The following is a 26,839-nucleotide window of genomic DNA, read 5'->3' as shown; positions in this document are numbered from 1 at the left end:
GCACCACCCGTTCGCTGCCATGACTGACGACGACGCCGTCGCGCTGATCACGGGGGCCGCCTCGGGCATCGGCGCGGCCACGGCACGTTCGTTCGCCGACGCGGGCTGGACCGTCTACGCGACGGACGTGCGCCCCGAGTTCCCGGACGACGTTTCCGAGCGCTGCCGCTGTCTCGAACTCGACGTGACCGACGAGGAGCGCTGTGTCGCGGTCGTGGACAGAATTTTCGCCGAGTCGGGCCGACTCGACTGTCTGGTGAACAACGCCGGCTACGCGGTCGCCGGCCCCGTCGAGGACGTGTCGACCGACGCCGCCCGCGAGCAGTTCGACGTGCTGGTCCACGGGCCCCACCGCCTCGCTCGCGCCGTGCTCCCCCGGATGCGCGAGCGCGGCGGGCGAATCGTCACCGTCTCCAGCGTCCTCGGCCAGACCGCCTCGCCGGGCCTCGGAACGTACGCCGCCGGGAAGGCCGCCGTCGAGTCGCTGACCGACGCGCTCCGGGTCGAACTCGCCGACGAGCCGGCGGTCCACGTCTCGCTCGTCGAACCGGCGTGGGTCGACACGGGCTTCGCCGACGGCGCGCTCGACGGCCTCGACGCGGCCGACCGGACGCCGGCCTACGACCGAACCTACGAGGCGCTGGCGGACGGCTGGGTCGTCGACGGCGGGCCGCTGGCCACGTCGCCAGCGGCCGTCGCGGCGTCGGTGCTCGCCGCGGCGACCGACGACTCGCCGCGGGCCCGCTACCCCGTCGGGCCGTTCGCCGCGTTCGTCCGGTGGACCCACTGGCTCCCGGCGCGGGTACAGGACCCGATTCACCGCTGGTTCGGCCGCGTGAGCGCGACGCTGGGGCGATGGCTGTGACGCGCCGCCCCGTCGACGGCGACCGGGTCAGGCTCTCGACCGGCCACGAGGTGACGCTACCGCTCGTGACCGAGGCGACGATGACCGGCGCGGTCCTGCCGGCGGACGCCGACGCCGTCGCGTCGTTGCTCCCGACCGGACTTCACCCGGTCAGCGTCACGCCGCGTCGGGCCGGGGTCGTCGTCCTCTGTGTCGAGTACCGCCGCATCGGCGACGACGCGATGGAACCCTACGACGAGTTCGCCGTCGCGTTTCCGGCGACGACGGACCGCGCCGCCCCGCCGCTCCTCCCGCTGCTCACCCGCGCGGCCGGCGGCTACGTCTGGTCGCTCCCGGTCACCTCTGAGCCGGCCCGCGCGCTCGGCGACGAGGTCTGGGGCTTCCCGAAGACCGTCGCCGACATCACGCACCGCGACGACGCGACTCGCCGCGAGACGACGGTCGTCGAGGACGGCGACCGCGTCGCGACGGTCGCCATCGACTGGCCGCGGTCGCTGCCCGCCGCGGCGACGACTCACAGTTACGCCGTCCGGGACGGTCGCCTGCTTCGGATTCCGGTCGGGTTTCGGGGGCAGTTGGGCGTCGCGCCGCTGAGCGCTCGCGTCGCGGTCGACCCGGGTGACCACGACCGCGCCGATGCGCTCCGGTCCCTCGATATCGGTTCGCGGGCCGTCCTCTCGTTCTCCCTCGACGGCGAACTCACGTACGGCGCTGGTCGGCCGGTCGAGTGAGCGTTGTGTGCGTCGATTCGTGCGGGGTACGAAGCGGAACGGGGTGGTAGCGGTGCAGTGGCGGGTACAACCACGAACGTACGGCGGCCGCAGGCCGCGACTCGGAGCCTTTTTAGCGTAGATTTTTGCAAGCGGGGGTGCCCGCAGGCCGCTTCGCGGCCGAGGACACCCCCCGCCGTAAAAAGGTACTACAGGAAATCCCGAACGTCCGAGTACCACATGTCGTGCTCGTCGACGGCGTCGATGGCCTCGGCGACGTGGACGGCGATAGCGTGCCAGCAGAGCTGATCGGGGTCCTCGGGGTCGAGGTTGTACTCGCTGTCGGCGCAGGTACAGCCGTCGTCCTCGACGATGTACTCGTCGTCGTGGCCGACGACGACCGTGAAGTCGCGGTACTGCTTGACCCGGCTCTCGCCGACGGCCTCGATCGCCTGGCTGCCGCGGTCGCCGTGGGCGTCGACGATAGCCGAGACTGCGTCGGGGGTCAGCTCCCCGGCGGCGCGCAGGTCGGCCACCCACTCCTCGACGGCGGTCACACTCGTGATAGGCAAAGGGGTGACAAAACGGCGTCGGCTCTCGAACGCGTCCGACCGCAGGGGTCGAATCACTCACTTTACGTGACCGTGGAAGAAATGTGACTGATGCACATGTGTCGTCCTGACCGTCGCGTCCCGGGGTGGGCGCGACACTGCCCTCCAGCAGCGCGTATCGCACGGCGGCCCGAAGAAATCGCTGTCGCGCCCGGTTCTCGGCGGCGAACGACTGGCCGGTTGCCGCTCGCGATCCGCGCGTCCCCGGGCCGATCCACTCGAAGCGGAGGCGGGATCGATGTCTGAACGCGGCGGCTCGTCGCTCGCCGGTCGCGTCCCGGGCGGACTCTGGGTCGCCCTTCCGGCGCTGGTCGTGGTGGGCCTGCTGTGGTTCCTGCGACCGTGGCTTCACGGTCTCGTCTACGCCGTCTACACCACGCCGGTGCTGGTCGTCCCGCTCGTCGCCGCGGCCCTGCCGTTCGTGGTGCTCGGCCGCGGCACCTCGACGAACACGATCAACGCCGCCGGCACGCTGTTCGTGGCGACGCTGGTGGTCACGAGCGGCGTCACCGGACTGCTCGCCGGCGAGACGCTCGGGACGGCGACGCTCGACGGGGCGGAGACGACGTCGGCGCTCGACGAGTCTGACCCGGCGAACCCGCGGGTGGTCACTCGGCAGGTCGCCTCGCGGTACGCCTCGAACACGCTGAACTTCCCGCAGTACCGGGTCTCGAACAGCGACATCACGGTGTACAACGGGTCGGTGTACTGGTCGTACGCGCTGTCGCCGGACGGGCTGTGGAACCACTTCACGAAGAAACAACACGGCACGGTCCTCGTCGACATGGCCGAGCAGAACGCCGACGTGCGGACGGTCACCGGGGACCTGGCGGCGGGGATGGGGACGGCCTTCTACAACAACCACCGCTGGCGGACGCTGAAAGAGGGCCAGTATCTGGTGAACTACCACGACTCGTTCATGGTGGTCCACGAGGGCGAGCAGTACATCGCGACGCCCTACACGTCGCCGGAGTTCCACTGGCTCCCCGTGCCCTACACGACGCCGAAGTGGGGCGGAGTCGTCCTCGTCGACAGCGACGGGACCGTCCGGGACCTCACGCCCGAGGAAGCCCGGAACACGGAGGTGCTTGCGGGCCAGCGGCTCTACCCGTTCTCGCTCGCCCGTGACCGCGTGGCGGCGACGAAGTACCGCAACGGCATCGTCAACACGTTCACGAGCCACGAGGGCGAGATCGAGGTCGCGCCGGTTCCCGGCGAGGACAACGACCAGCCGTTCTACCTCCAGACGGCGGACGGGCCGAAATACGTCGTCGCCGTCGAGCCGTACGGCGAGGCACAGGGGCTGCGCGAGGTCTGGACGGTCGACGCCCGGACCGGTTCCTACGAGCGCTACTCACCGAACGCGTCGCTGTTCGGCCCGCGGAAGGCGACCGACTACGTCCGGCAGGCCGCGCGGACGACCGACTGGAACCGGTTCCAGCCCAGCGAGCCGATCCCCGTGGTCGTCGACGGCCAGCTGTACTGGGAGGTCCGCGTGGTCCCAGAGGACGGGAGCGGCGTCTCCTACGTCGCGTTCGTCAACGCTCGGACGAGCGACGTGACGGAGGTCGAGACGACGCCGCAGGTCCGGCAGTTCATGCACGGGGAGCCGCCGACGGAGACCGAGCAGCGGCCGTCCGAGGGGGCCGAGCCAGCGCTGATCGTGCGACGGGTGGCCCCGAACGGGACGGTCCTCGACGAGATGGCGGTGTACGGCAACGAGTCCGTCGCGGTCGTCCGGGCCAACGCGACCGACGGGACGTGACAGCCGACTATCCACTTTCCCGAAGGGTAAACAGGGTGTAGGCCATTCCACAGCTATGGTATTCGGGGTCCCGTGGCTCGCGCTCGGCTCGGTCGCCTCGGGGCTCGCCTCGCTGTATCTCCTCGCCCAGTTGCGCGGGCACAGACAGAAGCCGGGCGCGTGGTGGTTCGTCGCGACAGTCGCCACCCAGGCCGTCTGGTGTCTCGCTTACGGCGCGGCGCTGGTGACGTTCGACCCGACCGCGCGCCTCGCCCTCGAGATGGTCACGTGGCTCTGTGTCCTCTGGATCGGCTTTTTCTTCCTCTCGTTCGCGCTGGGCTACACCGGCCGAACGGCCATCGTCGAGAGCAGGTGGTACCTCGCGGCGGCCGGCCTGCCGCTCGCGGGGTCGCTGCTGGTCGTGACGAACCCCGTCCACGCCGCGATGTGGCGCGACTTCGCGGTCGTCTCGACGCTCGGTGCGGCCGGTGCCGAGTACGCCGTTCTGCCGCTGGGGCTGCTCGCCATCGTCGTCGCCATGCTGTTCGTGAGTTTCGGGACGCTGCTGGTGCTCGACACGGTCGTCAGTTACGGGCCGCTGTACCGACGCGAGGCGCTCGCCGTGGGGCTGAGTCCGATTCCGCCGGGGGCCGCGGTGCTGCTGTGGGCCGGGGGCGTCGGCCCGCTCTCGGCGGTCAATCTCACGCCGCTGCTGTTCCTGCCCCACGTCGCGCTGGACCTGTACGCGTTCGTCCGGAGCGACATGTTCGAGTTCCACCCGGCGACCCGGCGGGCCGGCGAGCGCGCCGCCATCGACGACATCGCCACGCCGGTCGCTATCGTCGACGACCGGGGCCGCGTCGTGAACCTCAATCCCGCCGCCGAGCGGATGCTCGCCGTGGACAAGCGCGACGCGCTCACCGACCCGCTGAACGACCTGCTGGTCGGCGACGGCGTCCCGGCCGACGGCGGGAGCGGGCGACTCGGCATCGAGAACGGCGGCCAGCGCCGCGAGTTCAAGGTCCGGCAGACGCCGCTGCGCGACGGGTCGGGGACGCGGCTCGGATACACCGTCGTGTTCCAGGATGTCACCGAGGAGATCCGACGAGAGCGCCGCCTCGAAGTCCTCAATCGCTTCCTGCGTCACAACGTCCGAAACGAGGGCGTCGTCATCCGGGGCCGGGCGGAACTGCTCGCGTCGCAACTGGACGGCGACCGGGCCGACTATGCGGCGACAATCGAGAACTCGATCGACCGCCTCGTGGATTCCGCCGAGAAGGCACGCACGCTCTCGGACGCGGCGGCCGACGACGCCGCCGTCGAGTCGGTGGCCCTCGATTCCCTCGTGGTTGACGTGGTCGATTCGCTTGCGGCGGCCGACGGGGCCGTGACGATCGACGTTCCCGAGGACCTCCGCCTTCTGACACGGCCCGCGCTGCTCTCCGTCCTGCTCTCGAACCTCGTCGAGAATGCGCTCCAGCACGTCCCCGACCCGACCGTTTCTGTCGCGGCGACCGTCGATGGCGGGGACGTGGTGCTCTCGGTCAGCGACGACGGCCCCGGCGTCCCCGACCACGAACTCGGCGTCATCGAGCGCGGCCGCGAGACGGACCTGCACCACGGCAGCGGTATCGGCCTCTGGCTCGTTCGCTGGACCGCGACGACGCTCGGGGCCGACCTCGACTTCGACACCAGCGACGGGACGACCGTGACCGTTCGCCTGCCGCTTGAGCGGGCCGCGAGCGACGAGGATGCCGACGCCCGCGAGGCCGACGACTGACGGCTTCGGCCGGAGGTCGAACGACTTAACGGCGCTCGCGCGGACCGAGCAGTATGCGCGTCAGCGAGGGCCGGGTGTCGGTCACGGTGCCGGAACAGCCCGACGCGGGGAAGGGCGCGGACGTGTTCTTCAACCCCGTCCAGGAACTGAACCGAGACCTCACCGTGGCGGCGCTGCGGGCCTACCGCGAGCGGACGCCGCGCGCGTCGACGTACCTCGACGCCACCGCGGCCAGCGGCATCCGCGGCGTCCGCGCCGCGGCCAACGACTGGGAGACGACGCTGTGTGACATCGACGACGACGCGACGGCGCTGTGCGAGGAGAACCTCGCGCGCAACGACCTCGCCGCCGAGGTCCGCCGGGCGGACGCGAACGTCCTCATGCACTCGGAGGCGTTCGACGTGGTCGACGTGGATCCCTTCGGAACGCCGATTCCTTTCGCCGACGCTGCCGTCCAGGGCACGAAACACCTCCTCTGCGTGACGGCCACCGACACGGCCCCGCTGTGTGGGGCCCACTTCGAGAGCGGCGTTCGCTCCTACGGCGCGGTCCCGCGCAACACGGAGTTCCACGCCGAGATGGGGATGCGAGTCCTCCTGTCGGCGATGGTCCGCACCGCCGCCCGCTACGACATCGCCGCCCGCCCGGTGCTGAGCCACGCCACGAAGCACTACGCCCGCACCTACCTCGACTTCGAGCACGGCGCGCGGGTCGCAAACGACTGCATCGACGACCTCGGCTACGTCCACCACTGCCAGCACTGCCTCTGGCGCGACCACGACCGCGGCCTCATCGCCGACGCGCCCGACGCCTGTCCCGTCTGCGACGAACACCTCCAGACGGCCGGCCCCATCTGGCTGGGTCGGACCTGCGACCCCGACTTCGCCGACGCCGTCGCCGAGCACGTGACCGAGGACATGGGAACTGCCGAGAACGCCCGTGAACTCCTGGCGACGCTGGCGGCCGAACTCGACACGCCGACGCACTACGACCAGCACCGCCTCTGCAAGCGCTGGGGCCGCGGCGCGGAGGCGATGGATACCTTCATCGAGAAACTGCGCGAGGCCGGCTTCGACGCCTCGCGGACGCACTACGGCGGGACGACGTTCAAAACGGCCGCGGACGTGGTCGAAATTCGCGACGCGACGGCGGAGTAGCCCCGCTCAGTTCCCGAGGCCGAGCAGGAACGCCGTGATGACGATGGAGATGATCGCCGTGAGGACGATGAGCAGCAGTATCACTAGCACCGGCGAGAGCGCGCGGGCGTCGTCGCGAACGGTGTCTGGAGTCATGTGTCGGGTGGCCGTGGCTTCGGTCGTTCGAGCGCACGGCGCGTCGTTCGCACGTACGCGTCAACGGACTAAAACGTTCTCGTCGGGACCAGCGGGACCATCGGTCCCGCGTGCGCCTGAGCCATCGACACGCCGCGCTGTGACCTATCGGCTCGCACCGGCGTCGTAGTAGTCGTCGAGGAACGCCCGGATGCGCTCGGTCACGCGCGCTTGCCCGGCCGGCGAGAGGAAGTGGCGCTCATCGCGGAGCGAGATGCACTCGACGAGGCCGGGGAGCGCGTCTGTCGCGCGCCGACAGACCGTCTCGGCCGGGAAGAACGGGTCCTCCTCGGCGGCGATCACCAGCGTCGGTGCAGCGAACTCGGACAGCGCCGCGGGGTCGTCCGGTCCGGGAAATTCGGTCTTGACGTCGCCGGTCCTGAGCGCCGTGCCAACGGTCTCCAGGATCACGTCGTCGACCGTGTCGATCGGCTGGGTGAACATCGGTGCGAGCGCGCGGTCGAGGAGGGAGCGTCGCGGAACGACCCGATAGGCGAGCGACGGGAGGACGATCCGCAGGAGGTCGAGCGAGAACGACACCCCGAAGCCGGCGGGAACGAGCAGGGCCGCGGCGGCGATCCGGTCCGGATCGTGGGCCGCCAGTTCCAGTGCGACGCCGCCGCCGTGTGACGTTCCCACGACCGCCGGTCGGTCGAGGTCCAGTCCGTCCAGCACAGCCGCCGCCCACCGTCCGTACGAGTGCGGTGGCGGCGTCGCGGCGGTCCCCGGTTCGCCCGGCGTATCCGGCGCGACGAGGAAGTAGTCTGCGGCGAGCGCCTGGATCCACGACAGCGTGATCGGCGTCGTCACGTTGCCGCCCTGAAAGACGACCACGGGCGGTGCGTCGCTCGATCCGGCCGTCAGAACGTGCGTCTGCCCGTCGCCGGTCTCGACTGTTCGCGCCGTCAGTTCCACGTCGAGCAGCGTCGACGCGGCGCGGTCGTACAGCGACTCGAAGGTGGCGGCGGGCATCCGATACCGCCTACCGACTGTTCGCGCGTCCCGTCCCGCCCCTGACCGCCGAGACGAGGTCGTACCCCAGCAGGTACACCGGGCGCAGGAAGTAGTTCGCCATCCCCGCCAGCCCGAGCAGGCCGCCGATAGCCTGCACCTCGCCGGGGGTGGCCGACAGGCGGACGACGAGGACGGCTGCCACGATCAGCGGCCCGAGCCACAGCGAGTGCAAGATGTCACCGACGTGGATACCGGCGACGGGATCGAATCGGTCGGGATCCGGGCGGAGGGCGTACAGCCCACCGGCGAGCGCGAGGAAGCCGACGACGACCGGGAGCGACGCGCCGACGCCGCCGACGCCCAGCCCGATGGCCAGCGCGGCCGCGACGAGCAACAGCGCCGTCACCCGCATCGTCCCGTGTCTGATGGCCGCTTCCGTGTCCATGTCCGGTGGTTGGCGGGACCGTGCATAAACCCTGTGAGCGGCGACCGGCGCCCCTTTCTTAACACCTATCGGCGTCGACCGCAAAGCGACGCCGAAGACGTGCGTCTCACACTCAATCCAGTGCGCGGTGTCCTGCTGTTCGTCGGCGCGCTGCTGGCACGGGTCGGTCTCGTCGAGCGCGAGCGGATCCGCCGGGCAACAGACCTGTCCTGGCCCCGCATCGTCACGGGACTGGCGCGGATGTCGAAGTCGACCGTCGACGTGGCGATGGTCGGCCTCGCGCTCGGCCCGACCGCTATCGCCGGCGTCGGCTTCGCCGCCCCGTTCTGGGGACTGGTGTTCGCGCTCGGCGGCGGCGTCGCCGGCGGGACCATCGGGATGGTGTCACAGCGCTTCGGAGCCGACGCCGACGAGGAACTGGCGCTGACGGTGACGACCAGCGCCGCCGTCGTACTGGCGCTGACGCTCCCGATGGCCGCCGCGTACTGGCTCGCTCCGGACCGTCTCGTGGACCTCGTCGGGACGGGCGCGGGCGCGGTCGACTACGGGGCGCGATACCTGCGCGTCGTCGCGCTGGGCGCGCCCTTCGCCGCGCTGAACCTCGTGGGGAGCCGAACGCTCGTGGGGGCCGACGACGCCTGGTCGCCGATGGTGCTGCGAGCGGGCGGCGCGATCGTCAACATCGCACTGAACGCGGTGTTCATCTTCGTTCTCGGCATGGGCGTCGTCGGTGCGGCGCTGGGCACGGTCGTCGCGAACGTGCTCGTCTCGGTGGGGTTCGCCGTCGGACTGGCCCGCGGCGGGCTCCCTGTCATCGGCCGGTTCCCGGTCCAGATTCCGGTCTCCCGGCCCTTCTTCGACGGGGGACTGGCTCGCGACCTCGCGCAGACTGGTTCGCCGCTCGTCGGCGCGAACCTCGCCCGGACCGGGGCGCAGTTCCCGCGGCTGTTCATCGTCGGCCTGTTCGGCCCCGCGGTCGTCTCCGCCTACGTCGTCGCGCTCCGCGTGCGGGCGCTGCTCGACACGCCGAACTGGGGACTGAGCCTCGCGTCGAGCAGCCTCGTCGGACAGGCTCTCGGTGAGGGTGACGAGACCGAGGCGACCGTCTGGGCCCGGACCGTGCTCCGCCTGAGCGTCGGCGTCTACCTGGTCGTCGCGGCGGCCCTGCTCCCCTTCTCGCGGCTCGTCTCCCGGCTGTTCGTCTCCGATCCCGCGGTGCTCCCGCTCGTGACGGTGTTCGTCGCCGTCGCCTGTGCGAGCGTCGTCTTCCGCGGCGTCGACGGCGGGTCGACCGGCCCGCTCCGGGCCAGCGGCGACACCCGCTGGCCGCTGTACTCGCAACTGGCCGGGATGTACCTGTTCGCGCTCCCGGTGGCGTACCTCGGCGTCGTCACGCCGCTCGACGAACTCGCCCTGTACGCCTCGCTCGTCGTCGAGACGGCCGTCCCGGCGGCGGTGACGTACTACCGCTTCCGGTCGGGGACGTGGCGGATCGTCAGCCGCTCGTACCGGCCCGACGCGGCGCTCGACGACTGAGACCGACTGTTGACGACGCCGCACCGCGTGCCCTCAGCCAGTCGACAGGATATTTGTGACGCCGCCCCGAGGAGACTGCGTGGACCGCACACGCGCCGTCTCCGTCGCCAGAACTGTCGTCCGCACCGTCCGGGAGGAGGAGATCTCCTTTCTGGCGGCCGGCATCGCCTACTACATGTTCGTCTCGCTCCTGCCGCTCCTGTTACTGGGACTGGTCGTCGGGACGCTGGTGGGCGGTGCCGCGTTCGCCGCGCGGATCGTCAGCGCCGCCGGAGCGGTACTCACGCCCGCCGCGTCGACGCTACTCGAGGACGCACTGACGAGTGGCGCGGGCCGCGGGGGAGCGACGGTGCTCGGACTGGCCGTCACGCTCTGGAGCGCGCTCAAGGTGTTCCGCGGTCTCGACTCCGCGTTCGCTCGCGTCTACCGAACCCACGAGCAGCGGTCGCTGGTCGACGAACTCGTCGACGGCCTGTCGGCGCTCGCCGGAATCGGCGTCGCGTTGGCGGGACTCGCGGCCGTCAGCGCTCTCGGGGCGATCCTCGGGCTCCGTGTCGCGCTGGGCGGATTCGCGCTCATGCCCGTACTCACGGTGGCGTTCCTGCCGCTGTACTACCTGTTTCCCGACGAGCAGATGTCGCTCGGGAGCGCGCTGCCCGGCGCGATGTTCGCTGGTATCGGCTGGACGCTCCTCGGAACGGGGTTCAGCGTCTACGCCGCACAGGCGGACTCCTATCAGGTGTACGGCGTCATCGGCGGCGTCCTGTTGCTGGTGACGTGGTTCTACTTCGCCGGGCAGGTCCTGCTCGTCGGCGCGGCGCTCAACGCGGCGCTCGCGGACCGGCAACTACAACAGGAACCGCGCCGACGGTCCGGCAAAGCGATGAGCGAGGACGCTGACGAGCCAGATTCGCCCCCGCCGGACGGGGGGGCCGACGATCCCGCATCGGGTGCCGACGACCTGACGGAGGCGGAACTGCGCGAACTGCGCGAGGAGTTCGAGTCGTTCCGCGACGACGTGGAGGACCGCACGCTCCACCGTGACGAGGTGAAAGCCGACCTCAAGCAGTACGTCCGTCGCCGGATGCGTCGCGGCCACGCCCGCCAGTGGGGCCCCTACGTCGTCCTGCTGTACGGGACCGTGATGACGCTGGGCGCGTTTTACTACCTCGAAGGGCTGTGGGCCGTGCTGGCGATGCTCGTCGTCTGGCTCTCGACGCTCGGCCTGTACGTCGTGATGATCGCGGTCGGCGTCACGTTCACTGCGACCGGCCTCCCCGGACGCCTGCTCGACCGCGTCCGCGACTGGCGACAGTGATGCGGACCATCGGCGTCACCGAGGTGCTGTCGGCGCTGCCCGGCGCGGTGGTCGTCCTGTTCGCCCTCGTCACGCAGCTCGGGGACTTCTGGTTCACCTTCCTCTCGTGTAGCCTGCTGTACTGGATCGGCTCGCAGACGCCGCGCGTCGGTCGCGGGCTTACCCGCGAGCGGGCGGCGATGCTCGTCGCGCTGCTGGCCGGCGCGGTCGCGCTGGCCGTCTCGCTGAAGGCGGTGTTCGCGCTACCCCGCCCGCCGGGCGCGGGCACGGCCGCCCACGCGGACCTCCTGCCGGCGGCGGTCCGCGGCGTCTACGAGTCGATGGCGACCGGCGAGGGCTACGGCTTCCCCAGCGGGCACGCGACCGTCTCCCTGCTCGTCTGGGGCGGCTTCGCGTGGGCGCTTCGGGTCGGCACGCGCCGGACGCGCGCCGCCGTCGCGGGAACCGTTATCGCGCTCGTCGGGCTCTCGCGACTCGTGCTGGGCGTCCACTACCTCGCCGACGTGCTCGCTGGCTTCGCCATCGCCGGCGCGTTCCTCTGGGTCGCGCTCGCGGTGCTCGCCACGCCGGCCCGGGTGTTCGCGCTGGCCGCCGGCGTCGCGACCGTCGCGGTGCTCACCGCGGGCTTCACCACCGACACCGCGGCGGCGCTCGGGCTGACCGTCGCCGGTGCAGTGGTCTGGCCGCTGGTCGGCGACGACGTCCCGGAGCCGACGGGTCGCGGCGCGGCTGTCACGACGGTCCTCGGGTTCGGAACGGTCGTGGTCATCCTCGGTGCGACGCTGGGGCTCGATCCGACACCGGGCGTCACGGCGCTGGCCGCGGGCCTGGGGACCGGACTGTTGCTGGCGCTGCCGCTGGCCGGTGAGCGTCTCGCGAAAAAATACTGAATCGAGTGCCGCTTAGAACGTCTCGAGGTACTGGTCGAGTTCCCACTCGGAGACCTCGACGATGTAGTCCTGGAACTCCTGGCGCTTGGCCTCGACGAAGTTCTCGTAGACGTGCTCGCCGAGGGCGTCCTGGACGACTTCGTCCTCTTCGAGGGCGTCGACGGCCTCGCCGAGGTTCGACGGCAGCGTGGTGATGCCGTACTCCTCGCGCTTCTCCTCGTCGAACTCGTAGATGTTCTCGCGGACGGGGTCGTCGCAGTCGAGGTCCTTCTCGATGCCGTCCAGCCCGGCGTGGATGAGCGCCGCGAAGGCGAGATAGGGGTTACAGGACGGGTCGGGGAAGCGGGCCTCGATGCGGCTTGCGGCCGGCGTGCGGGCGGCCGGCTTGCGGATGAGCGCCGAGCGGTTGCGGTCCGACCAGGCGACGTAAACAGGGGCCTCGTAGCCAGGGACGAGTCGCTTGTAGGAGTTCACGGTCGGGTTCGTGACCGCGGCGAGGGCCTCGGCGTGCTCGAGGATCCCGGCGGTGAAGCTCTTTGCCGTCTCGCTGAGGTTGAACTCGTCGTCCTCGTCGTGGAACGCGTTCTCGCCGTCCTCGGTGAACAGCGAGATGTGCGTGTGCATGCCGGAGCCGTTGATGCGGGCGATGGGCTTGGGCATGAACGTCGCGTGCAGGTCGTGCTGGGCCGCGATGGCGCGGACGACGGCGCGGAAGGTGCCGACGTTGTCGGCCGTCGAGAGCGCGTCGTCGTAGGTGAAGTTGATCTCGTGCTGGCCCTGGGCGACCTCGTGGTGGGAGGCCTCGATGTTGAAGCCCATGTCCTCGAGACCGTAGATGATGTCTCGGCGCACGTCGCTGGCGAGGTCCTTCGGCGCGAGGTCGAAGTAGCCGCCGGCGTCGTTGGTCTTGGTCGTCGCGCGGCCGTCCTCGTCTTCCTCGAACAGGAAGAACTCCGGCTCGGGCGCAGCGTTGACCGTATAGCCCATCTCCTCGGCGCGCTCGATGGCGCGCTTCAGGACGCCGCGCGGGTCGCCGGAGAACGGCTTGCCGGTCGAGGTGTCCATGACGTCACAGATGAGTCGAGCGCTGGAACCGCCCTCGACGTTCTCGCGCCACGGAAGGATAGCGAACGTCGACGGGTCCGGGTCCAGACGCATGTCGGACTCCTGGATGCGGACGAAGCCGTCGATGGAGGAGCCGTCGAAGTAGATGCCCTCTGTGAACGCCTTCTCCGCCTGGTCCGCCGTGATGGACACGTTCTTGACTGTGCCGAGGATGTCTGTGAACTGGAGTCGCAGGAAGTCGACGTTCTTCTCTTCGATCTCGTCGAGTACCTCCTGTGCCTCCTCTGAGAGTTCGCTTGTCATCTTTGGACAGTCGATAGGAACATTGCTACTACTAAAACCCTGCTGATTTGCGCAAAGGTTTCGGACCTTTCGCTTACATTTGGACATTCGTAAAATTCTAAACCCTGGGGGACGTTCTCGGATGTAATGACGTACGAAAATCTCGACCGTGAGCTAGTGAATGCCCTTCTGGGGGACGGCCGCGCGAGCCTCCGAAGCCTGGGCGAAGACCTCGACGTCTCGGTGACGACCGTCTCGAATCACCTCTCCGACCTCGAGGACGAGGGGATCATCAACGGCTACACGCCGAAGGTCGACTACGACAAGCTCGGCTACGACGTGACCGCCATCATCCAGCTCAAGGTGGAGGGGTCCTCGCTCCCCGAGGTCACCGAGAGCCTCAGAGAGCACAAGCAGATGATCTCCGTCTACGAGGTCACCGGCGACTACGACATCATCGCCGTCGGGAAGTTCACCGACACGGACGGCATGAACGCCCAGATCAAGGAACTGCTCACCGACCCGGAGATCAAGGAGTCGAACACGTCCGTCGTGCTCAACGCCGCGAGCGAACACGAGCAGTTCGAACTCGACCTCAGAGAGTAGTCCGAACCGCTTCTCGCCGTCGCGCTCGACCCCCTCCGAGCACCGCAGTGGTGTTCGATACCCCGTCGCAATCGTGTCACGAAATCGAACGGAGACCGGGAACCGACGACTACTTGACTGACCGGTCAGTTAGCTAGCCGTAATGAGCGACAGCGGCACGGCCGACGACATCATGGGGGCGACCTACCGTGCGCTGTGTTCCCACGGCTACGCCGACCTGACGATGCAGGACATCGCCGACGAGTCGGACAAGAGCAAGGCCTCCCTCCACTACCACTACGACAGCAAGCACGACCTCCTCTGTGCGTTCCTCGAGTACCTCTACGACGGCTTCGTCGACCGCGTCGGCGACCCCGAGGGCGAGGACCCTCGGGCGCGCCTGCTCGCGCTCGTGGACGCGGTGCTCGACAAGCCCGAGGACGACAGCGAGGCGTTCGGGACCGCGATCCTCGAAATCCGCGCGCAGGCACCCTACGAACCGGGCTTTCGGGAGCGGTTGACGCGATTCGACGAGTTCCTCGTGGACGAACTCGAAGCGATCCTCGAAGACGGGGTCGCCGACGGGACGTTCGACGAGGGCGTCGACCCCGAGGAGACCGCGCGGTTCGTCGTCACCGTCCTGACCGGGGCCGCGACCGAGCGCGTCACGGCCGGCCGACCGACCGAGTGCACCCGACGCATGCTCGCGGAGTACGTCCAGACGCACCTGCTGGCTGAGTCCCCGGAGGTCGAGGCATGAGCGACGGCCGCGGCCTCGGCGACCGGATCGGGGACCTGTTCAAGGGACAGGAGGACCTCGACCTGACCAGCGGCGACATCGGCAAGCCGCTCCTGTTCCTCTCGCTGCCAATCGTCATCACGAACCTGCTCCAGGTGGCGTACAACCTCGCGGACACGTTCTGGCTCGGCCAGTACTCGACGACGGCGCTGGCGGCCATCTCCTTCGCGTTCCCGATGATCTTCCTGCTCATCTCGCTGGGGATGGGGCTGTCGGTCGCCGGGAGCGTGCTGGTCGCCCAGCACACCGGGGCCGAGGAGCACCGCGAAGCCGAGTACGCCGCCTCCCAGACGGTGACGTTCGCCCTGCTCGTCTCGGTGGTGCTCGGCGTGACCGGCTACTTCTTCGTCGAGGACTTCCTCAGCCTGCTCGGCGCGTCCGAGCAGGTCCTGCCCGGCGCGACCGGCTACCTGCAGGTAGTCTCGCTCGGTCTGACGGCGATGTTCGGCTTCTTCGTGTTCATCTCGCTGATGCGCGGGGCCGGCGACACGATCACGCCGATGCTCGTCATGTTCGGGACGGTCGTGCTCAACATCGTGCTCGATCCGTTCCTCATCTTCGGCTGGTGGGTGTTCCCCGAGATGGGCGTCGTCGGCGCGGCCATCGCGACCATCTTCTCCCGCGCGGTGGCGCTGCTGGTCGGGCTCGGCATCCTGCTGTCGGGGTCGCGCGGCGTGCGCATCCGCGCGGGAGACATGGCCCCCGACCTGTCGTATCTCACGAAGCTCCTGCGCCTCGGCGTGCCGGCTTCCGTCGAGGGAACCGGACGGGCGCTGTCGGTCAACGCCATGCTGTTCGTCGTCGGCACGTTCTCGGTCACGGTCGTCGCGGCCTTCGGCGTCGGCATCCGCGTGTTCTCGCTGGTGTTCATGCCCGCTATCGCGATGGACCGCGGCGTCGAGACCATGACCGGACAGAACCTCGGGGCGGACCGTCCCGACCGGGCGGCGACGGCCACCCACTTCGCGGCGCGCGTGTCGTTCGTCTTACTGACGGTGCTGGGCGCGGTCACGCTCTTCGCCGCGCCGGCCGTCGTCGGCGTCTTCAGCGACGACCCCGAAGTGGTCCGCATCGGGGCCGAGTTCCTCCAGTGGGTCGCGCCCACGTTCGGCTTCATCGGCATCGTCAGGGCCTACTCCGGCAGCTTTCGGGGAGCCGGCAAGACGCTCACCGCGGCCGCGCTGGCCGTGCTGATGCTCGGCGTCATCCGCCTGCCGATCGCCTGGATCGCTTCCCGCCCGGTGGCCGTCCCGGCGTGGCTCGGCCCGCAGATCGTCGACATCTTCGCCTACTCGATGGCCGAACAGGGCATCTGGCTGGCGTTCGGCGTCTCGAACGTCCTCGCCGCCGGCATCGCGGCCGCGTGGTTCTTCCGGGGGACGTGGCGCGACGCCGACCCGCGCTCGGCCGGGGAACCGACCGTTGCCGACGACTGATCCTTTCCGCTCGTCCCTCTAACGGCCGTATATCGCGGATAACTCCACGGGACGGCCGTCACGGACTGTCGTGGTTCGCTCGCGTTTTCTTATCAATTGAACAACTGTTGCCACACCACCGTTACATTGATAGGTACTAACTGCCAAACTCGAGTGTGGTAACCTATGTCGATGGGCGCGTATGACGACGACGAACACGAACGCCGTGAGCGCAAGAACAGCGAGGTCGACCTCTCGGAGGACGACGACCGGACAGCGTATCACGGGACCGTCGACTACGACGGAGGCGAATCCACCGAGGAACTGCTGGATCAGTTCAAGCAGATCAACTCGGACTAGCGGCCGTTCTCGACCGGACTCGTAACAGCGTCACAGAGACGGCCGTCACGACTGTCACGGCCACGACGTGACCGACCAGCGCCGCGAGCAGGACCGGCTGGTCCAGTACGAACGGGAGGAGAACGAGCTGGAGGACGCCGAAGCCCCAGGTCTCGAGGTCGGCGCGGACGAACACGCGCGCCGTCTCGGGATCGAACCGATAGCGGGCCGAGCGCCACAGGCCCGTGACACTGGCCCACCAGCCCGTGCCGATGCGGTAGCTCACGTCCCAGAGGACGAGCAGCGTCAGGTACACCACCAGCACCGGCGGCTCGGGACCGAACAGGCGCTCGAACAGCGGCGTGGCGCTCACCCGCGGATCGAATACGAACAGGTGCGTCAACAGCGCGATGTACGCGAGGACGGACAGCACGACCTCGACGTTCGAGGAGAACAGCAGCGCTCGGTAGGTCTCCGGGACGTCGATTCGGCGGACGAGCGTGCCGATGCGAAGCATCTCCGCGCTCCCGATGGTCGCGACGAGCACGACGGCAGTCCCGGCGACGGCGGCGCTCCAGACTCCGTAGTACCACGACAGGCCGACGATGGCCACCTCGAAGACGAGCAGCTGTATCGCCATCGCCGCCCACGTGGGTAACTGGATACCTGGGAGCGCGCCGACGATGCTCTCGTACACCCACGTCTCGCCGTACTCGGGGTGGGGACCCTCGCCGCTCATCCGCTCGCACCACCCGCAGGTGCGGCCGCGCGGGCCGCTTCCAGACACCGCCGCTCGTCGAGCGCCAGCTTCACCGCCTCGTCGAACGGGGTCAGCTCGACCCCGAACACCTCGCGGACCGGCCCCGCGTCGGCCACGACCGGCGTCTTCAGGCCCTGAATTAGCGGCCGGGCCACCGTCGAGGGAACGTCGGTCATGAGCCCGACCCAGTACGCCGACAGCCGCGGCGTCAGCACCGGGACCGGGACGATGACCGGTTCTCCGGCCCCGACGAGCCGCCCCGTCCGCTTCAGAATCTCGGCGTAGCTCATCACGTCTGGCCCGCCGATTTCGTAGGTCTCCCCGCCCGCCGCCGGCGCGTCGAGCGCCCGCGTGAGGTAGGCGACCACGTCGTCGATGGCGATGGGGTGGCAGTCGGTCCGGACCCACCGCGGCGTCAGCATCACCGGCAACCGCGCGGTCAGTTCCCGAATCATCCGGAAGCTGGCCGACCCCGCCCCGATGATGATGGCCGCTCGGAACGTCGTCAGGTCGTACGCCCCCTCGCCGAGGATGAACTCGACCTCGCGCCGGGAGCGGAGGTGTTCCGAGAGCGCGCCGTCGTCCTCGCCGAGGCCGCCGAGGTAGACAACGCGGTCCACGCCGGCGTCGTCCGCCGCCTGCTGGAAGTTCCGCGCGGCCCGGCGGTCGCGCTCGGCGTAGTCGTCGCCGGCGTGCATCGAGTGGACGAGGTAGTACGCGGCGTCGACGCCGTCGAGGGCGGCCTCGAAGCTCCCGGGGTCGAGGAGGTCGCCCGTGACGACGTCGACGCTGTCGGGCCCGTCGTACCGCTCGGGATCGCGGACGAGCGCCCGCACCTCGTGGTCCGCCGCGCGGAGCGCGGGCACGAGGTGGCCGCCGACGAACCCCGTCGCCCCCGTCACCAGCACGTGCATACCCTCCCTGCAGGTCGGGACGGGGTTAAAACCGTGGCCTGTTCCTGTCGCCGAACGTGAGAGTGTCTGTTCCTCGTTCTAACAGGCCTATCCGTCTCAGTACGCCTCCGCAGCTACTCCGTCAAACTGCTGGAAATCGTCGGTGTTCCGGGTGACAACCGTCGCCCCGCGCTCTTTGGCAACGGCGGCAATCAGCACATCGGCGGTGAGGGAATTAATCTCGTCCTGGTTCACACTCTCATCCTGCTGGAGTTCCGATTCCAATTCACCGGCGATGAACGCATGCTCCAGTCGAAACGGGACGATGGTCGTCCAGTCGAACTTCGTTCGAATCTCTACCGGGTCGAGTTTGTTCTGAGCTGCCCGACCGACGGCGATTTCCTTGATGTTCAGAACTGTCGTCACGAACGCCTCTGTCTCGTGTGCTTCGAGGTACTCTCTCACTGCGTCTCGACCAGCCCAATAATGAATGAGAAACGTCGTATCAAGCAGTTTCATCGTCTGCCTCCGCATCTGCCAGCTCCGAGAGCGCCTCCCGCTGTCTCGCAGAGAGCCCGTTGCCCGTTCGCTTGCGGGAGCGTTTGACAGCCTGTTCGAGTTCCTCGGCTGTCTCTTCGGAAAGCGTTCCGAACCCCTCTCGCCAATCAGTCGTCGTTTCGTCCAGAAGACGGTCTACGAGGTCGGTAAAGCTCTCGTCCTCCCGTTTTCGAGCCTTCAGCTCCTCGTACACGTCCTCCCGGAGCCCGATGGTCTTCGTCCCCATACTTTGTGTTTGTGCACACAAACACAATAGATTTTCTCAGGACTGGCGGACGAGCGGCTCGTACCAGTCGCGGTTCTCGCGGTACCAGTCGATGAACTTCGCGACGCCCTCCCGGATGGTGTGGTCCGGGTCGTAGCCGAGCAGTTCCTCGGCCCGGTCGGTCGCGGCGTGGGTGTGCTCGGCGTCGGCGTCGTGGCGTTCCTCGTACACGAGATCGAGGTCCGGGTCGATCTGGTCGCGGATCTCGGTCGCGAGCGTCTTGATCTCGATGTTGTCCGTCGAGCCGATATTCAGGGCCATGCCGTCGGCGGCGTCCTCGTGCAGCAGCGTCATGTTGGCCTCGATGACGTCTTCGATGTAGGTGAAATCGCGCGTCTGCGTGCCGTCGCCGTAGATAACCGGTGGCTCGCCGTTGTGACACCGCGAGACGAAGTTCGAGATGGCCATGTTCGGGCGCATCCGCGGGCCGTAGACGGTGAAGTAGCGCAGCGCGACGGCCGGGAGGTCGTACACCTCGCTGTAGGCGCAGGCGTAGCGTTCGGCCGCGAGCTTCGACGCGCCGTAGGGCGAGACCGGTGTCGTCGGGTGCTCCTCGTCGTAGGGCAGGTACTGGGGCTTGCCGTACACCGACGATGAGGAGGCCATTACAAAGCGTTCGATGCCCTCGTCGCGGCAGGCGTCGAGGAGGTTCAGCGTCCCGTCGACGTTCACCTCGTCGTACTTGCGCGGGTTCTGCACGCTCGGGCGGACGCCGGCCTGGGCCGCCTGGTGGTAGACGTAGTCGGCGTCGGCGACGAGGTCGGTCACCAGGTCCGCGTCGCGGACGTCGCCTTCGATGAACTCGTAGCTCCCGTCGCCGTCCGCGGCGGCCGTCTGTCCCGTTTCGATGTTGTGTCGCTTGATATCGAGATCGTAGAAGGGATCGCGGTTGTCCAGTACGACCACGTCGTGCCCGTCGGCCGCGAACCGCTGTGCCAGGTGTCCGCCGATGAAGCCGGCACCCCCTGTAACGAGAATTTGCATTACCTGCAAGCAACCCAGCAGGCGACAAAAGTATGTCGAGAGTTCACCGTGTTGAACGGTTCGAAGGGCCCGTCTACATTGAAGTATACAGAGTCCATAACTATACCCTGATGGCGTCTCGGCCCTGCGACGGTTGCGGACAGAAGGTGTCCATAGCCGGCGGCATCGCAGATATCTGGTCGCTGACGAACGATCCCACCGAGGGGATCGTCCTGGAACTGGGCGACGACACCGAACACTTCCTCTGTTACGACTGCATCGACCGCCTCCCCGACGACCGCGAGGTGACGGCGGGAGACGTAGCCGACCTCTAACGTCGTCACGGCTCGCGGTCGGAGCTGGGCGTCCACTGCGTCACGCGCTCGTCGATACCGAGACCGCCGGCGCGCCAGCGGACGAATGCCAGGACCAGGAGGCCGCCGAGAGTGACGAAGAGCGAATAGACGATCCCTTCTTCGCCGACCCAGCGTGCGGGGCCGACGATATCGACGGCGAGCAGTTCGGGCGTCCGCTGTGAGTGGCCGAGGCCGAACACCGCGCTCTTGCTGAAGTTGTACCAGACGTGAAAGCCGGTCGGGAGCGCGAGGTCGCCGGTGAGCACGTACGCGCCGCTCAGGACCAGCCCAGCGAGCAGGTAGTAGCCGTACTGGCTCGGCTGGTCGACCTTCCCGCCGTGGAGAAAGGCGAAGACGAGCGAACTCACGAGCACCGCCACTCCGACCGCGGCCCACCGCGGGAGATGTCCGTCCGCTCCTTCGGCGAGGTTCTTCAGCATCGCCCCGCGGAAGACGACCTCCTCCCACGCCGACGCCAGGGCGACGTAGGTGAAGACGACGGCCATCGCTGGGAGGAAGGGGAGGTCGCCGGCACCTTCGGCGACGCCGACGACCGTGGCCCAGCCCGCGCCGACGGCGACGGCGAGCGCGCCGGCGTTGACGACGGTCGCTATCGCGCTGCCGACGGCGAACGAGCGCCACCAGCGGCGGTCGAGCGCCAGTCCGTACTCGCGGACGGGCCGTCGGTCGATGAGACGTGCGCTGACGAACACCGTGGTGACGAGAATCGCCCCGATGCCGGCCGCTTCGACCGACTCTCGGATTGGGTGCGCGAACCGCGCTCGAACGGCAGGCTGGAGCACCGCGAGGGCGAGAAACGACAACACCACCGGAAGCACTGCACGGAGCGCCGCTCTGAACCGCCTGTCTGCACTGTTCCATATCGGCCAGCGAAGTCCCGAGACGACCCGCTGTATCACGCCCGCGGTCGCCCGATTGTCCCTCCGCTCCGGTGCGTTCGGTGACATACACGGACGGCCGGTCGGGACCGACGTATCACTGCGGGCACCGCTTCCGATCCGGAAGCCGGTGGAACGTTTTTATTGCGCCTCGCTCGCTGGACGCGACCATGGACGCGGTCGGCGACGACGAACTGCTCGCGCTGCTCGAAGACGAGTACGCGCGGGCCATCATCGCCGAACTCACCACCGGGCCGATGTCCGTCTCCGAACTCTGTGCGGCCTGCGAGATGTCCGATCCGACGGCGTACCGCCGCCTCGACCGACTGGAGGCCGCCGACCTCGTCGCCGAACGGCAGGCCGTCGACCCCGACGGCCACCACTACAAGCGATACGTCGCGACGGTCGAGGACGTGACTGTGACGTTCGCCGACGGAACGTGTGACGTGGCGGTCACGCGGTCCTCGCAGGACCCGGCGGACCGATTCACCGACCTGTTCGAGGGGCTGTCCTGAGATGTTCGCCACGCTACTGCAGATACGCACGGGCGGGACCGATCCGGGAATCGCCCTGGCCGTCGTCGCGCTCTCTGTCCTCACAGTCGTGCTCTCGGCCGCCATCGCCGTCGTCCTCGTCCGCGGCTACCGTCGCGGACCGGGCCGGACGGGAATGCTGACGCTCGCCGTGGGGCTCCTCCTCCTCACGACCGTGCCGGAACTCCTCCGCATCGCGCTCCCCACGGCCACCGGCGTCGGCGTCGTCGGCCGCTCGCTCCTCGTCAGCGCCTGCGAACTGCTGGGGCTCGGAACGATCCTGTGGACCGTCTACGGGGGTGGATCGTCGTGATGGTTCCCCTCGACTTGCTCGCCCCGGACACCGTCGCGGAACTCTCGCGGGCGCTGACGGCCGTCGTCGGACTGTTCGTCGCGTCGCTGGCCTATCGCGGCTACCGTCGCAACGCCGCGCCAAGGATGCGGTGGCTCGCCGTGGGCATCGCGTCGCTGACGGCCGGTGTCTACGCCGCCGTCACCGTCGCCGACTGGGCAGGCGCTACGACTGGAGTCGTGTTACTCGTCAGGGGACTCGTGACCGTCGCAGGGCTCTGTGCCGTGCTGTACGCGCTGCTCGTCGAGTGATTCCGGATAAGAACAAGTGTCAGATGTGGTCGCTGAGACGACCGGAAATCTGCTTAGTTGCGGACGACGTTCGTCGCGCGGGGGCCCTTGTCGGCCTGTTCGATGTCGAATTCGATCTCCTCGCCTTCTTCGAGGTCCGGACCGCCGACGTCTTCCATGTGGAAGAACACGTCATCGTCCGCGTCGTCAGTCGAGATGAAACCGTAACCGCCTGTGTCGTTGAAGAAATCAACCTTACCGTTTGCCATTGCATATATTCGTACAGGGGGTATATGTAAAAGGCTTCCGAGAGTTGCAGTACCACGACCGTGTGGGTGTGAACACGACCCACGACAGTCGGACCGCTCTGGCGACGAGAAAGGTTTAGGCCGCCTCGGCCGTTGCCTTCTCGCGTGTACCCCGCGCGGATTCACGACGAGTTCCCGGCCCCTTCCTACCGGGGCAACCAGAAGCAGGCCCTCTCCGACATCCGCGCGGCCTTCGAGCGCGGCAACGACGTGGTTCTCGTCCGCGCGCCGACCGGCAGCGGAAAGTCCCTGCTCGCCCGGGCTATCGCCGGCTGCGCCCGGACCGCGGGCGAGGCCGCCCCCGAGCAGGTCGTCGACGCCTACTACACGACGCCGCAGGTGTCCCAGCTCGACGACGTGGCCGAGGACGCCCTGCTCGAAGACCTCTGTGTCATCCGCGGGAAGAACAACTACGACTGCATCCTCCCCGGCGAGACGGACACGCCGGTGAACCAGGCCCCGTGCGTGCGCGAACGACAGTTCGACTGTCAGGTCAAGCACCGCTGTCCGTACTTCTCCGACCGCGCCATCGCCTCGAACCGCCGCATCGCCGCGATGACGCTGGCGTACTTCATGCAGACCGCCGGCAGCGACGTGTTCGGCAAGCGCGACGTGGTGGTCATCGACGAGGCCCACGGCCTCGGGGAGTGGGCCGAGATGTACGCCACCATCGACCTCTCGCCAGAGACCATCCCGATGTGGCGCGACCTCGACGTGCCCGACATCGACGGCCTGGACGAGGCCGTCGCCTTCACCGAGCGCGTCGAACACCTCGCCGAGCGCCGCGTGAAGGAACTGCGCCGGAAGGAGGAACTCACCGGCGACGAGGTGGCCGAACGCGACTCGCTGAACACGCTCCGACAGGACCTCCAGTGGTTCCGCGAGGACTACACCGACACCGAGAGCGCGACGACGTGGGTCGTCGACCAGCCAGACCGCGAGAACGCGCCGGTCACCATCAAGCCGATGAATCCCGAGCGCTACCTCAACCACACCGTCTGGGAGCGAGGCAACCGCTTTGCCCTCCTCTCGGCGACCATCCTCAACAAGGAGGCGTTCTGTGCGAACGTCGGGCTCGACCCCGACAACGTCGCGCTCGTGGAGGTCGGCCACACTTTCCCCGTCGAGAACCGGCCGCTGTACGACGTGGCCCAGGGGAAGATGACCTACGAGCACCGCGACGACACGCTCCCGAAGATCGCCCGCTCCATCGTCCGCATCATGGCCCGCCACCCCGACGAGAAGGGCCTGATCCACTGTCACTCCTACGCGATTCAGGAGCGACTGAACGAACTCTTAGACGACCTCGGCGTCGGGGTCCGTGTCCGTACCCACGACAAAGCGGGTCGCGACGGCGCGCTCTCGGCGTGGAAACGCAGCGACAACCCCGACGTGTTCCTCTCGGTGAAGATGGAGGAGGCGTTGGACCTGGAGGGCGACCTCTGTCGCTGGCAGGTGCTGTGTAAGGCCCCGTACCCGAACACGCGGGACTCCCGCGTCGCCCAGCGCCTCGAAGACGGGCAATGGGGCTGGTACTACCGGGCGGCGCTGCGGACGGTCATCCAGGCCTGTGGCCGCGTCGTCCGCGCGCCCGACGACCACGGCGCGACGTACCTCGCGGACTCGTCGCTGCTGGACCTCTTCGAGCGCGCCGACCACGACATGCCCGACTGGTTCCGCGAGCAGGTCGACCGGCTCTCTGCGCCCGACCTCCCGCGATTCGCGCCGGACCGGGCGCTGACCGGCGTCAGTTCCGGCGCGAAGCGCCGCCACGACCGCTCGCGGTCGCGCTCGGGCGACGGGAGCCATCCCCTCTCGGACGTGTGGGACTAGAAGAAGAAGGTGAGCCCGTAGGCAAGCGACGACCCGAGCATCAACACGACGAGCGTGATAGCGATGATCTGCTGTCTATCCATACCCCCTCTTGAGCGCTGGCGTAATTAGGCGTTACGCCCGGTTCAGTCGAGCGTGACCCACGCCAGGAACGTCAGGGCGGCCGTCTCGAGGACGTGAAACGCCACCATCGCCTGCCAGGCCGGGTCGGGGACCTTCGTGCTGAACCACGCCGACAGGAGCGGATCGAGGAAGTAGACGTACAGCGCGAACACGTTCTCGACGCAGAGCAGCGCCGCGAACACGAGCATCCCGAGCGTGTGCTTCGAGCGCAGTCGGAGGTAACTCCGTGCCCACACCGCTCCGAGCGCGAGGAGCAACAGGACGTTCAGGGCGCTCGCGATGCGGGCCAGGTCGAGCCAGAGACTCATCGGCGCGCCTCCCTCGGCGGATCGCCGGTCGTCTCGGGGCTGGTGGGGTTCTCAGTCATTGTCGAGTGTCTCGAGGATGTCTTCGACGACGGTCCAGTGGTTCCGGGCCGTCTCGGTCGGCAGGTACACCGCGCCGTAGTCGTCGCCGCTGGCGGTCACCACGTCGTTGTCGGCCAGCACGTCGAGGTGGTGGCGGACTGTGTCGTAGTTGAGGCTCAGGTCCTCGGCGAGCTGATTGGGGTTCCGGGGCCGCTCGTCGATGCGGCGCAGGATCCGGGCGCGGTTGTACCCGCCGCGCGTCCCCGCGAGCACGTACCAGAGGACCGCCTCCATTGCACTCGACCACTCGAGCGTCCTACCTAAGGCCGTCGACTCGATCCGTCACGTCCGATCAGTTCTCGACGATGAACTGCCCGGCGACCTCGGTGACCTCGGCCATCGTCTGCGGCTCGTCGACGGCCGCGGGGAAGGGCGACTCGGCGTTGAGTTCGTTGAGCATGGCGGCGTGACGGGCCTCGACGCTGTGGATGCCGATGGCGGCCGAGAACACCTGGTCGTTCGACACCGTCGGCGCGGCTCCCTTGTAGGCGGCGACGCCGGTGTTCTCCAGAGCCCTCGCGACTCCGAGGAACTCGCTGGGGGTCTCGTAGCCGAAGTCGTACTCGGCTTCTTCGACCGGCGTCCCGCCGAGTTCGGTCACGGTGTCGCTGATGGCGCTGACGTGGGCGGCCTCGTGATCGCCCACGGTGCGGAGGTGATCGGGCACCATCGCGCGGACCCCGTCGGCGAAGCCCGAGAGCGCGTCGGCGCTCATCAGCTCCTCGTCGCTGAACGTCTCCAGGCCCTCGCGGTAGAAGGCGTTCTCCAGGTGTTCGAGCGTCAGCGCGTAGTTCAGGACGTTCACGTCCGAGGTGTCGTCGTCGGCCTTCCGGTCGGGCGTCGCCCGGTCGTCGCCGAGTTCGTAGACGCTCGCGTCGACCTCGCTCGTGACGAACTGGCCGGCGACCTCCAGCACCTCGCTCATCGAACTGGCCTCGTCGACGGCCGCCGGGAACGGCGACGAGCCGTTGACGAGGTTCAGGAAGGCGGCGTGACGGGCCTCGACGCTGTGGATGCCCGCCGCCGCCGCCAGCACGTCGTCGTTCACGACCTTCGGTGCGGCCCCGGCGTAGGCGGCGACGCCGGTGTTCTCGAGGGCTTCGGCCACGGCGAGGAACTCGCTGGGGGTCTCGTAGCCGAAGTCGTACTCGGCTTCCGCGACCGGCGTCCCGTTCAGCTGCTCGACGGTGTCGCTGATGGCGCTGACGTGGGCGGCCTCGTGGTCGCCCACCGTCCGGAGGTAGTCTGGGACCTCCATGCGCACGCGCTCGCCGAAGTCGGCGAGCACGTCGGCGTTCATCAGTTCGTCGTCGCTGAACGTCTCCAGGCCCTCGCGGTAGAAGGCGTTCTCCAGGTGTTCGAGCGTCAGCGCGTAGTTCAGAACGGGCACGTCGTCGGCCGGCGGCGTCGGCGTCTCGGTCTCCTCCGTCTCAGTCGACATCGCCTCCGTCTCGGTGTCCATCGATTCCGTCTCCGTCGCGTCCGTCTCCGTCGTGCCAGCACCGCTGTCGCCGCTCCCCGCGCAGCCGGCCAGCGCGGCCAGGCTCAGCGAGGCGGTCGTGCCGAGGAATGCGCGTCGCGTCCGGTCTGCCGTGTCGTCGGATGGGTTCATGGCTACAACACTACCGAGGCACGCCCGTCCTAAACCAATTTTCCGAAATCTGACATGATTTCCTCCGAACTGCGGCGA

32 protein-coding genes are annotated in these 26,839 nt (G+C 68.5%); 17 read left to right on the top strand and 15 right to left on the bottom strand.

Annotated features, from left to right (window positions below; all coding sequences use genetic code 11):
- Positions 1 to 19 precede the first annotated feature (19 nt).
- Both ACOZ4I_RS16380 and ACOZ4I_RS16375 read left to right on the top strand, forming a co-directional pair.
- Complete coding sequence (locus ACOZ4I_RS16380) at positions 20 to 865, top strand: SDR family oxidoreductase (protein WP_424001440.1); 846 nt, start codon at positions 20 to 22, stop codon at positions 863 to 865.
- On the top strand, positions 856 to 1,596 hold the full coding sequence (locus ACOZ4I_RS16375; protein WP_424001438.1) for an acetoacetate decarboxylase family protein: 741 nt from the start codon (positions 856 to 858) through the stop codon (positions 1,594 to 1,596). Before ACOZ4I_RS16380 ends, ACOZ4I_RS16375 begins: the two co-directional genes overlap by 10 nt.
- 188 nt (positions 1,597 to 1,784) lie before the next feature.
- Here ACOZ4I_RS16375 and ACOZ4I_RS16370 read toward each other — a convergent pair whose 3' ends face one another.
- Positions 1,785 to 2,132, bottom strand: a complete 348-nt coding sequence (locus tag ACOZ4I_RS16370; protein ID WP_424001436.1) for a hypothetical protein — start codon at positions 2,130 to 2,132, stop codon at positions 1,785 to 1,787.
- Between the two features lie 292 nt (positions 2,133 to 2,424).
- Here ACOZ4I_RS16370 and ACOZ4I_RS16365 point away from each other — a divergent pair, with 292 nt between their 5' ends.
- The 3 genes from ACOZ4I_RS16365 to ACOZ4I_RS16355 are packed head-to-tail and all read left to right on the top strand — an operon-like array spanning position 2,425 to position 6,867.
- Positions 2,425 to 3,951: an ABC transporter permease gene (locus tag ACOZ4I_RS16365; RefSeq protein ID WP_424001434.1), complete on the top strand. Its 1,527-nt coding sequence runs from the start codon at positions 2,425 to 2,427 to the stop codon at positions 3,949 to 3,951.
- A gap of 55 nt (positions 3,952 to 4,006) precedes the next feature.
- Positions 4,007 to 5,710, top strand: coding sequence for a histidine kinase N-terminal 7TM domain-containing protein (locus tag ACOZ4I_RS16360; RefSeq protein WP_424001432.1), 1,704 nt, complete (start codon positions 4,007 to 4,009; stop codon positions 5,708 to 5,710).
- 53 nt (positions 5,711 to 5,763) lie between these two features.
- Positions 5,764 to 6,867, top strand: coding sequence for a tRNA (guanine(26)-N(2))-dimethyltransferase (locus tag ACOZ4I_RS16355; RefSeq protein WP_424001430.1), 1,104 nt, complete (start codon positions 5,764 to 5,766; stop codon positions 6,865 to 6,867).
- A gap of 6 nt (positions 6,868 to 6,873) precedes the next feature.
- Here ACOZ4I_RS16355 and ACOZ4I_RS16350 read toward each other — a convergent pair whose 3' ends face one another.
- The 3 genes from ACOZ4I_RS16350 to ACOZ4I_RS16340 form a co-directional block, all read right to left on the bottom strand.
- On the bottom strand, positions 6,874 to 7,002 hold the full coding sequence (locus ACOZ4I_RS16350; protein ID WP_424001428.1) for a hypothetical protein: 129 nt from the start codon (positions 7,000 to 7,002) through the stop codon (positions 6,874 to 6,876).
- Positions 7,003 to 7,146: 144 nt separating this feature from the next.
- The gene (locus ACOZ4I_RS16345) at positions 7,147 to 8,013 is read right to left on the bottom strand and encodes an alpha/beta fold hydrolase (RefSeq protein WP_424001426.1); all 867 of its coding nucleotides are present in this window, start codon (positions 8,011 to 8,013) and stop codon (positions 7,147 to 7,149) included.
- Between the two features lie 10 nt (positions 8,014 to 8,023).
- On the bottom strand, positions 8,024 to 8,440 hold the full coding sequence (locus tag ACOZ4I_RS16340; RefSeq protein ID WP_424001424.1) for a hypothetical protein: 417 nt from the start codon (positions 8,438 to 8,440) through the stop codon (positions 8,024 to 8,026).
- A 99-nt stretch (positions 8,441 to 8,539) separates the two neighbouring features.
- On the opposite strand from ACOZ4I_RS16340, the gene ACOZ4I_RS16335 reads away from it, so the two are divergent.
- The 3 genes from ACOZ4I_RS16335 (at position 8,540) to ACOZ4I_RS16325 (ending at position 12,184) form a co-directional block, all read left to right on the top strand.
- Positions 8,540 to 9,976 (top strand): MATE family efflux transporter, encoded by a 1,437-nt coding sequence (locus ACOZ4I_RS16335; protein ID WP_424001422.1) that lies wholly within the window; start codon positions 8,540 to 8,542, stop codon positions 9,974 to 9,976.
- Between the two features lie 79 nt (positions 9,977 to 10,055).
- Positions 10,056 to 11,294: a YihY/virulence factor BrkB family protein gene (locus ACOZ4I_RS16330; protein ID WP_424001420.1), complete on the top strand. Its 1,239-nt coding sequence runs from the start codon at positions 10,056 to 10,058 to the stop codon at positions 11,292 to 11,294.
- A complete protein-coding gene (locus ACOZ4I_RS16325) occupies positions 11,291 to 12,184 on the top strand; it encodes a phosphatase PAP2 family protein (RefSeq protein WP_424001418.1) in 894 nt (297 codons plus the stop codon). The genes ACOZ4I_RS16330 and ACOZ4I_RS16325 overlap by 4 nt, the downstream gene beginning before the upstream one ends.
- Positions 12,185 to 12,196: 12 nt before the next feature.
- On the opposite strand, the gene glnA is transcribed toward ACOZ4I_RS16325, so the two are convergent.
- Positions 12,197 to 13,552, bottom strand: a complete 1,356-nt coding sequence (gene glnA / locus ACOZ4I_RS16320; RefSeq protein WP_424001416.1) for a type I glutamate--ammonia ligase — start codon at positions 13,550 to 13,552, stop codon at positions 12,197 to 12,199.
- A 126-nt stretch (positions 13,553 to 13,678) separates the two neighbouring features.
- On the opposite strand from glnA, the gene lrp reads away from it, so the two are divergent.
- From lrp to ACOZ4I_RS16300, 4 genes are all read left to right on the top strand, one after another.
- On the top strand, positions 13,679 to 14,137 hold the full coding sequence (gene lrp / locus ACOZ4I_RS16315; RefSeq protein WP_162413382.1) for an HTH-type transcriptional regulator Lrp: 459 nt from the start codon (positions 13,679 to 13,681) through the stop codon (positions 14,135 to 14,137).
- Between the two features lie 142 nt (positions 14,138 to 14,279).
- Positions 14,280 to 14,876 carry a TetR/AcrR family transcriptional regulator gene (locus ACOZ4I_RS16310; protein ID WP_162413381.1) on the top strand — a complete coding sequence of 199 codons (597 nt, stop codon included), beginning with the start codon at positions 14,280 to 14,282 and terminating at the stop codon, positions 14,874 to 14,876.
- A complete protein-coding gene (locus ACOZ4I_RS16305; RefSeq protein ID WP_424001413.1) occupies positions 14,873 to 16,351 on the top strand; it encodes an MATE family efflux transporter in 1,479 nt (492 codons plus the stop codon). Before ACOZ4I_RS16310 ends, ACOZ4I_RS16305 begins: the two co-directional genes overlap by 4 nt.
- Before the next feature lie 165 nt (positions 16,352 to 16,516).
- Complete coding sequence (locus ACOZ4I_RS16300; protein ID WP_241692735.1) at positions 16,517 to 16,690, top strand: DUF5786 family protein; 174 nt, start codon at positions 16,517 to 16,519, stop codon at positions 16,688 to 16,690.
- On the opposite strand, the gene ACOZ4I_RS16295 is transcribed toward ACOZ4I_RS16300, so the two are convergent.
- The 5 genes from ACOZ4I_RS16295 to ACOZ4I_RS16275 form a co-directional block, all read right to left on the bottom strand.
- Positions 16,677 to 17,408: a DUF7530 family protein gene (locus tag ACOZ4I_RS16295; RefSeq protein WP_424001411.1), complete on the bottom strand. Its 732-nt coding sequence runs from the start codon at positions 17,406 to 17,408 to the stop codon at positions 16,677 to 16,679. The two genes, ACOZ4I_RS16300 and ACOZ4I_RS16295, sit on opposite strands and share 14 nt — an antisense overlap.
- Complete coding sequence (locus ACOZ4I_RS16290; protein WP_424001409.1) at positions 17,405 to 18,343, bottom strand: NAD(P)H-binding protein; 939 nt, start codon at positions 18,341 to 18,343, stop codon at positions 17,405 to 17,407. Before ACOZ4I_RS16290 ends, ACOZ4I_RS16295 begins: the two co-directional genes overlap by 4 nt.
- 96 nt (positions 18,344 to 18,439) lie before the next feature.
- Complete coding sequence (locus ACOZ4I_RS16285) at positions 18,440 to 18,841, bottom strand: PIN domain-containing protein (RefSeq protein ID WP_424001407.1); 402 nt, start codon at positions 18,839 to 18,841, stop codon at positions 18,440 to 18,442.
- The gene (locus tag ACOZ4I_RS16280) at positions 18,828 to 19,106 is read right to left on the bottom strand and encodes an antitoxin VapB family protein (protein WP_424001405.1); all 279 of its coding nucleotides are present in this window, start codon (positions 19,104 to 19,106) and stop codon (positions 18,828 to 18,830) included. Before ACOZ4I_RS16280 ends, ACOZ4I_RS16285 begins: the two co-directional genes overlap by 14 nt.
- 36 nt (positions 19,107 to 19,142) lie before the next feature.
- Positions 19,143 to 20,129: an SDR family oxidoreductase gene (locus tag ACOZ4I_RS16275; RefSeq protein ID WP_424001403.1), complete on the bottom strand. Its 987-nt coding sequence runs from the start codon at positions 20,127 to 20,129 to the stop codon at positions 19,143 to 19,145.
- A gap of 110 nt (positions 20,130 to 20,239) precedes the next feature.
- On the opposite strand from ACOZ4I_RS16275, the gene ACOZ4I_RS16270 reads away from it, so the two are divergent.
- Complete coding sequence (locus ACOZ4I_RS16270) at positions 20,240 to 20,443, top strand: DUF7561 family protein (protein ID WP_424001401.1); 204 nt, start codon at positions 20,240 to 20,242, stop codon at positions 20,441 to 20,443.
- A 5-nt stretch (positions 20,444 to 20,448) separates the two neighbouring features.
- Here ACOZ4I_RS16270 and ACOZ4I_RS16265 read toward each other — a convergent pair whose 3' ends face one another.
- A complete protein-coding gene (locus ACOZ4I_RS16265; protein WP_424001399.1) occupies positions 20,449 to 21,432 on the bottom strand; it encodes a lysostaphin resistance A-like protein in 984 nt (327 codons plus the stop codon).
- 101 nt (positions 21,433 to 21,533) lie between these two features.
- On the opposite strand from ACOZ4I_RS16265, the gene ACOZ4I_RS16260 reads away from it, so the two are divergent.
- The 3 genes from ACOZ4I_RS16260 to ACOZ4I_RS16250 are packed head-to-tail and all read left to right on the top strand — an operon-like array spanning position 21,534 to position 22,499.
- On the top strand, positions 21,534 to 21,878 hold the full coding sequence (locus tag ACOZ4I_RS16260; RefSeq protein ID WP_424001397.1) for an ArsR/SmtB family transcription factor: 345 nt from the start codon (positions 21,534 to 21,536) through the stop codon (positions 21,876 to 21,878).
- Position 21,879: 1 nt separating this feature from the next.
- Complete coding sequence (locus ACOZ4I_RS16255; protein ID WP_424001395.1) at positions 21,880 to 22,209, top strand: hypothetical protein; 330 nt, start codon at positions 21,880 to 21,882, stop codon at positions 22,207 to 22,209.
- A complete protein-coding gene (locus tag ACOZ4I_RS16250; RefSeq protein WP_424001393.1) occupies positions 22,206 to 22,499 on the top strand; it encodes a DUF7521 family protein in 294 nt (97 codons plus the stop codon). The genes ACOZ4I_RS16255 and ACOZ4I_RS16250 overlap by 4 nt, the downstream gene beginning before the upstream one ends.
- Positions 22,500 to 22,552: 53 nt before the next feature.
- On the opposite strand, the gene ACOZ4I_RS16245 is transcribed toward ACOZ4I_RS16250, so the two are convergent.
- Entirely contained in the window at positions 22,553 to 22,747 is a 195-nt protein-coding gene (locus ACOZ4I_RS16245; protein WP_162413371.1) for a cold-shock protein, read from the bottom strand.
- Between the two features lie 144 nt (positions 22,748 to 22,891).
- Here ACOZ4I_RS16245 and ACOZ4I_RS16240 point away from each other — a divergent pair, with 144 nt between their 5' ends.
- Positions 22,892 to 24,619 carry a helicase C-terminal domain-containing protein gene (locus ACOZ4I_RS16240; protein ID WP_424001390.1) on the top strand — a complete coding sequence of 576 codons (1,728 nt, stop codon included), beginning with the start codon at positions 22,892 to 22,894 and terminating at the stop codon, positions 24,617 to 24,619.
- Positions 24,620 to 24,744: 125 nt separating this feature from the next.
- Here the strand turns inward: ACOZ4I_RS16240 and ACOZ4I_RS16235 are convergent, their stop codons facing one another.
- From ACOZ4I_RS16235 to ACOZ4I_RS16225, 3 genes are read right to left on the bottom strand one after another with little or no spacing between them, the layout of a single operon-like run.
- Positions 24,745 to 25,050, bottom strand: coding sequence for a hypothetical protein (locus ACOZ4I_RS16235; RefSeq protein ID WP_424001388.1), 306 nt, complete (start codon positions 25,048 to 25,050; stop codon positions 24,745 to 24,747).
- Positions 25,051 to 25,101: 51 nt separating this feature from the next.
- Complete coding sequence (locus tag ACOZ4I_RS16230) at positions 25,102 to 25,383, bottom strand: ArsR/SmtB family transcription factor (RefSeq protein WP_424001386.1); 282 nt, start codon at positions 25,381 to 25,383, stop codon at positions 25,102 to 25,104.
- Between the two features lie 58 nt (positions 25,384 to 25,441).
- Entirely contained in the window at positions 25,442 to 26,761 is a 1,320-nt protein-coding gene (locus tag ACOZ4I_RS16225) for a ferritin-like domain-containing protein (RefSeq protein WP_424001384.1), read from the bottom strand.
- Positions 26,762 to 26,839 lie beyond the last annotated feature (78 nt).

This window comes from Haloarcula salina (assembly GCF_049603855.1).
In the GTDB taxonomy this organism is placed as follows: Archaea; Halobacteriota; Halobacteria; order Halobacteriales; family Haloarculaceae; genus Haloarcula; species Haloarcula salina_A.
The sequence above is the reverse complement of the archived record's forward strand: the minus strand, read 5'-3'. Positions and strand labels throughout refer to the sequence as shown.